The organism is Rhodothermales bacterium (assembly GCA_034439735.1).
Classification (GTDB): Bacteria; Bacteroidota; Rhodothermia; order Rhodothermales; family JAHQVL01; genus JAWKNW01.
The window spans coordinates 1-6,288 of the sequence record JAWXAX010000102.1 but is presented as its reverse complement, the minus strand read 5'-3'; the positions used below and the strand labels follow the sequence as shown (position 1 = coordinate 6,288).

General features: G+C 65.3%; 5 protein-coding genes. All 5 read right to left on the bottom strand.

Going from position 1 to position 6,288, the window contains the following annotated elements; translation table 11 throughout:
- Positions 1 to 19 precede the first annotated feature (19 nt).
- Positions 20 to 1,063 (bottom strand): AAA family ATPase, encoded by a 1,044-nt coding sequence (locus SH809_08320; GenBank protein MDZ4699693.1) that lies wholly within the window; start codon positions 1,061 to 1,063, stop codon positions 20 to 22.
- Positions 1,064 to 1,193: 130 nt separating this feature from the next.
- Complete coding sequence (locus SH809_08315) at positions 1,194 to 1,928, bottom strand: DUF4159 domain-containing protein (GenBank protein ID MDZ4699692.1); 735 nt, start codon at positions 1,926 to 1,928, stop codon at positions 1,194 to 1,196.
- A 34-nt stretch (positions 1,929 to 1,962) separates the two neighbouring features.
- Complete coding sequence (locus tag SH809_08310) at positions 1,963 to 4,575, bottom strand: tetratricopeptide repeat protein (protein MDZ4699691.1); 2,613 nt, start codon at positions 4,573 to 4,575, stop codon at positions 1,963 to 1,965.
- Between the two features lie 146 nt (positions 4,576 to 4,721).
- On the bottom strand, positions 4,722 to 5,642 hold the full coding sequence (locus SH809_08305; protein MDZ4699690.1) for a homogentisate phytyltransferase: 921 nt from the start codon (positions 5,640 to 5,642) through the stop codon (positions 4,722 to 4,724).
- Positions 5,643 to 5,652: 10 nt separating this feature from the next.
- The coding region (locus SH809_08300) for a methyltransferase domain-containing protein (GenBank protein MDZ4699689.1) at positions 5,653 to 6,288 on the bottom strand (636 nt) is incomplete at its 5' end.

Below are 6,288 nucleotides of genomic sequence, written 5' to 3'. Positions count from 1 at the left end.
GGTCAGGTCAGCGGGGGGGTCAGGTCAGGCCAGAGACGGGCTGGCGGACGTCCGCGATCAGCCGGGTGATGATGTGGTCGACGGTGACGCCTTCCGAATCGGCGAAAAAGTTGGTGATGACGCGGTGGCGGAGTACGTCGGGCGCGAGGGCCTGGATGTCTTCGACAGATACATTGTAGCGCCCCTTGAACACGGCCCGCACCTTGCCGCCGAGGATCAGGTACTGCGCGGCGCGCAGGCCGGCGCCCCATCGCACCCATTTCTTGACATACTCCGGCGCCTCGTCATTCGACGGGCGGGTGCTGCGCACGAGGTTGACGGCGAAGGAGCCGACGTTCTCCGGCACGTACACTTTTTTCACGAGCTTATGGAAGGCTTCGATGTCGGCCCCGGAGAGGACGGGCGTCAGCACGGCCTGCTCCTCCGACGTGGTTGCCATCGCCACGGTGAGTTCGTCTTTGGCGGAGAGATAATCGATGACCAGGTTGAACATGAACCGGTCCAACTGGGCCTCGGGCAGCGGGTAGGTGCCTTCGAGTTCGATCGGGTTCTGGGTGGCCAGCACAAAAAACGGCCGTTCGAGCGGCATGAGTTCACCGCCGGCGGTCACCTGGTACTCCTGCATCGCCTCCAGCAGCGCGGCCTGTGTCTTGGGCGGCGTGCGGTTGATTTCGTCGGCCAGGATGACATTCGCGAAGATGGGCCCGCGGATGAACTTGATCTCGCGCTTGCCCGTCGCCCGGTCTTCCTCGATGATATCGATCCCGGTGATGTCCGCCGGCATGAGGTCCGGCGTAAACTGGATGCGTTTGTACGTCAGGTCGAGGATTTCCCCGAGCGACTTGATGAGCAGGGTCTTCGCCAGGCCCGGCACACCGGTGATGAGGCAGTGCCCGCCGGCGAACAACGCGATCAGCACCCGCTCGATCACCTCGTCCTGCCCGACGATCCGCCGCCGTAACTGACTCAATACCCGCTCCTTGCCGGAACGCAGCCGATCGAGTACTTCTTGCTCCGATGCGCTGTGCACCGGGGAGCCATTCGTGTCGTTGGTTTCATTCATAGAGGTTCATGAGCGTGCTGCGCACGCGGTCATTTTCGGCTTTCGGCCGGGGTCAAATGCGTACTCCGCACACGGTCATTTCAATCCACGCTTCCAGATTTTACCTTTTCCATTTCCCTTTTGCCTTGCCTCAATGCGTCATCGCATAGACGATGAAGTTGATGCCCATCTGAAAGCTGATCGTCGAGGCATTGGCGAGGCTGCGTTCGGGCCATTCCCAGCCGTCGCCCAGGTCCTGATTAAAACACGCGAGGGCAACCATCCGGCCGTTGTCGTCGAAGTAGGCGAGGTACCGATCGTCGGTGTCGGTGAAGTAGCCTCGTCCACCGACGAGGGCGGGCGCGGCGACGGGGTCGACCTCAAAAAAGATGCTCCAGATCGGGTGGTCGTTGGGGATCTCCTGCGGCTCGCGGTCCGGGTAGACGCGTTCCATCTGCATCATGAGCTGCATGAGCTCGATTTCGGATCCGAAGTCGTCGAACATGATAAAGCCGCCGCGGTCGAGGTATTCGCGCAGGTTCTCGACCTCGTCGTCCTCTATCGTCCAGTAGCCGGGCTCGCAGAGGTAGATGAAGGGGTATTCGAAAATGCGGTCGTCGCCCAGTGTGAGGAGGAGGGGTTCGCCGGCGACCCGGATGCCCGTCGTTCGTTCGAGCGCCATGTGGAGGTTGAGTTCGGCCGTCGGGTAGTCGTGCGCCCACTGGGCGCCGCCGCGTCGGAAACGGCGGCCTTCGTTCTCGGGCTCTCCGTACTGGATGCGCACGAAACGAAAGCCCTCGTCGCTCTGCGCCACGGCATGCCGTGGCACCGGCAGCAGCGCAGCGGCCGGGATCAGGGCGAGGAGCAGGCAGATTCGAAAAAGCATGCGCTACAAGCGTTGAATCAACAGTCTACAGGGATCATTCGCCGGCCGGTTCATCGACAAGACGGAGCAGCAGTTTCTGGGCGTCGCGGTAACCGGGCGCGAGTTCGAGCGCTTGCAGCACCGCCCGACGAGCCTGGCTCTGCTGGCCGTCCGCAAGGAGGCTGAGCGCGAACAGGTAGTACGCCTCCGAGCGGTCGACCGGGTTGAGGCCCAGGATGGCCCGGCGCGCGCGGACGGCGCCGGCCGTCTGCCCCACCTCCAGATAGCCTTCCGCGAGCCGGCCCAACACGTCGCGGTCGTACGGATCGACGTCGAGGCTACGGGCCAGCAGCGTAACGGCCTCGGCGGTTCGACCGTCTTCGCGGTACAACTCGGCCAGTTCACGCGCTTCGGCGGCGCCATGTTCGGAAAGCTCCAGGTACGCATCGAGAATCTCGATGCGCCGGGCACGGTCGCCGGTCTCCCTATACACGGCGGCGAGCCCCGTGTAGGCGTTGCCCGATTCGATGAAGGAGGGGTAGATCGTGAGGGCTTCGCGGAAGGATCGCTCGGCGCCGGCGAAGTCGTCCGCCTCAAGCAACCGGAATCCTTCCCGCAGTGTCGTGATCAGGGCGTTTTCCGTCCCGCCAGTCATCCGCTCGATCAGCGAGGGGGGCTTTTCCTTTACGAACGGATTGGGCCAGCCGGCCAGCACGCCGGCCAGTTCCGTGCGGCGCTGGGTCAGCCGGGCGCGGAGGGCGGCGTCAACCTGCTCGAGGGTCTGCCCGGTCGTACGCTGCACGGCCTCGGCGGTGCTCTCGCCGCGGGCGAAACCTTCGAGAATGCCGACCACCGCGTCGAACCCGTGCTGGTCGACAATGGTAGCGATGACTTCGGACGCGTGGTAGTAGCTGAGTAGAATTTGTCCTTCAAATGAAGGTCGGGTAAATCCTCGATCGATCGTGGCGAGCGGAAGCAATTTATCCTGGTCGAACGCGAGAAGCAGCTCCAGCTCCATCTCGCGCCCCCACTCGGGCCGGCCAAGGCCTTCTTCGTAGACGGCGAGGCCTTCGGCGAACCAGCGCGGGAGCCGGTAGTTGGCCAGGCCGATCGACATCGTGTGCACCATCTCGTGCCAGAGCGTCCGCGCCCAATTGTAACTCCCCGCCGGCTGGCCCTTCGGGGTGTTGATGGCCAGCACGTCGCCGAAGCTGACACCCAGCAGCCCGATGTGGGGCACGCCGGCCACGCGGACCGCGAAGTCGTCCGGGTCGTTGTAGGCTTCGAGGAAGATCTTCTCCGCCGGCCGGTACGGGTAGCGCTGCCCGAGTTCGGTATACGCCCGTTCGGCCAGCTCGAGCACGGCCGGGCCGAGTACGTCTCGCTCGGTCGAATGAATCAACAGGCGAAAGTGCTCGCTGTCGAGCAGGGCGAAGTCCTCGTACTCATCCAGCAACTCCAGCGTGTTGCCCACAAAGACGTTGAAGGGATCCTGCTCGAAGCTAAAATCGAGATACCGCCGAGCCTCCTGCGCGCGCCCGAGGCGGAGGAGGCTGGTGCCCAGCTGGGCGTACGCTTTCGGGTTCCGCCGGTCCACCTGGACGGCTTCCAGCCCGAAGTCGACGGCGTCCGGGTACCGAAACTTCATCTCGCAGTTGTGGGCAAGGGTGAGGTAGAACTCGCTGGCCCGCGGGTTGATGCCCAGGGCGCGGCGCTCCACATCGGCATACCGCGCGGTGTCGCCCTGTAGGTAATAGGAGGAGGCGAGGTGGCCCAGGGCTTCGATTGACGAAGGATCGGTGTCCAGCGCGCGGAGCGCTGACACCTCGGCCTCGGCGAACAGGCCGTCTAGAATGGCCAGACCAGCGAGGATGCTATGGGCCTCGACACTGTTCGGGTTGGCGCCCAGGGCCTGGCGGGCCAGCTGCTCTTTGGCTTCAAAGCCGTTGACCGACTTCGCCATGCCGGTATAAAGCGGGGCGTAGTTCGGATTTCGGGCGATGGCTTCCTGGTACGTACGTTGGGCGTCGGCGTCGTTATATTTCTCGCGGAAGAGCTCGGCCCACCAGTAGAGATTCTCGACATGGCCCGGCTCAAGCCGGTAGGCCAGACGGAAGGCTTCGTTGGCATCGCGGAACTCCCCGAGCCGCGCGCCAGCCAACGCCGCCGCGCCGAGGTCGTCGGCCGTCGTCAGCTCGTTGTTCTTGTAGCGCCGAAAGATGGCCGAGTAGAGGTCGCCGGCCTGGCTCAGCTGTCCCTGACGCTCGAACACCAGCGCCAGGGCGAGCACATTGCGGAGGTTGGAGATATCCTTTTCGGCGGAAGCGCGGTAGGCGGCGCCGGCTTCATCGAGCCGGCCCATCGCCTCGAGCAGCCGGCCGCGGGCGTGGAGCAGAAAGGCGTCGTCCGGCGCGCGGCGCAGGTGTCCGTCTATCGCCTGCAGTCCTGATTCGTAGGCGCCCTTCGCCCGGTAAATCTCCCCCAGATACAAGGCAGCCTTCGATCCGCGCCCGCCGGCCTCTTCCAGGCTCGCTTCGTACGCCCGCTGCGCCGCCGCGTAGTCGCCGGTCTGCAACGCCTCGTAGGCCGCGTCCTGGGCGTACGCCGGCCCCGGTCGCCCGGTGAGGGCGAGTACGAGCAGGATCAGACCGATCACGAGCGGACGCATAGGCCTCGGCTAAAGGTGAAGGTCGAAACTCCAAAAGGGTACTTCCCGGCTCAAATATGAACGGTAGCCTGCGCCGGCGCAAGCCATTCACCCCACGGTCATAGCATTCTGCATAGACGTCGCCGGCACCCGTACATTCCATCCTCCTACCGAAGCCATACTGCCAGGGGGAAGACCAGGTACTCGGCATAAAACAGACCCCAGAGGACTAAGTAATACCGCGTCATGGCGCGGGGTTCCTCAGGCGACACGTTCCGCGCCCTGGCGCGCGCCAGGGCCAACAAGAGGAGATGGACGCCGGCGAGGAACGGGCCGCTCGCGCCGGCGATCCCCACAAGCCCCACCGCCGCCACGCCGATGTAGCCGGCCGCCAGCACGACGCCGCCGAGCTCAAACACCTTTCGTGGCCCCAGCCGCAGGCTCAGCGTGGCAATCTTGAAGCGGCGATCGCCCTGCATGTCCGGGATGTCCTTGTACCAGGCGATCACCAGCCCGAACAGAAAGACAAAGGCGGTGAGCAGCCAGACGATGGGGGGGACGCGGATATCCCCGCCCAGCTCTCCGCTCAGTACGGCCGCGAAATGGAGGTAGAGAAAGACGTTGACGATGAGCCCTCGCACGGTGAAGATGCACGCGGCCGCCCAGAAGTGAAACCGCTTCAGCCGGATGGGCGGGGCAGAGTACGCCGTCCCGATGACCAGGCTCGACAACACGGTGATCGCCAGATAGCGCCCCTGGGTGAGGGCGATGACAACCGAAGCAACCAGGCAGCCGGCGACAATCGCCCGGCCAGCGCGTACGCTCAACGCCCCGGACACCAGCGGCAGGCCGGACTTGTTGATCCGGTCGATGTCGATGTCCAGCAACTGGTTCAACCCGACGATGTAGACGTTCGCCGCGAGGCAGCTGACCAGCGCCCACGCGAGCGCGTCGAATCCCCCGGCCGGCTCGCCGCCGAGGCTGTAGGCGATCGCAAACAGCGCCGCCACGCTCAGCGTGGTGCCGATGATCGTATGGGGCCTCGAAAAGGCCCAGAGGGAGCGCGTGAAGGAAGCGGTGGCTTGCACGAGTTGACCGTTAGCCTTTTATCCCACAGAACACCCCGAACCGGATGAGCCCGCGCCGGTAGCCCCACATCATGTGGCGCATGGCCAGCGCGCCACGAATCGTCGGCCAGCCGGCGCGCAGCAGCCCCACGATGCCGGCCGGACGGAGCGCCGACCGAAGCACATCGCCCCAGAACGGCGCCACGGCGCCGGTCCAGTCCTCGCCGCGGACCTCGGTGAAGCCGCAGGCCGGCAGGAGATCCAGGTACGCCGGCAACGAAATCATATTGGGTAGATGGTACGCCTCGCCGAGCCGGCGGAGGAGCTGCCAATCGCCCGGGCTCAGCTCGGGCGGGGTCGGGCGGATGCACCAGGTGGCGGCCACAAACCGGCCGCCCGGCCGGAGTTTATCGGCACAGACGCGCAGCCAGCCAGCCTTATCCGGAAAATGCTCGGCGCTCTCGAGCGCCCAGATCGCGTCGTACGAGCCCGATTCGCCCGACGGCGCCATCGCGTCGGCCACGGCGAAACGAACCCGGTCCGACAGTCCAGCCGCCCGGGCCCGCGCCCTCGCGCTCTCCACCTGGACGGGACTCAGGGTGATGCCCACGACCTCGGCCCCGAGCGCCCGCGCGAGGTGCAGCGAGCTGCCGCCGACCCCGCAGCC

Coding starts and splice junctions, on each gene's coding strand:
- SH809_08320 (MDZ4699693.1), bottom strand. CDS start 1,063: ATGAATGAAACCAACGACACGAATGGCTCCCCGGTGCACAGCGCATCG.
- SH809_08315 (MDZ4699692.1), bottom strand. CDS start 1,928: ATGCTTTTTCGAATCTGCCTGCTCCTCGCCCTGATCCCGGCCGCTGCG.
- SH809_08310 (MDZ4699691.1), bottom strand. CDS start 4,575: ATGCGTCCGCTCGTGATCGGTCTGATCCTGCTCGTACTCGCCCTCACC.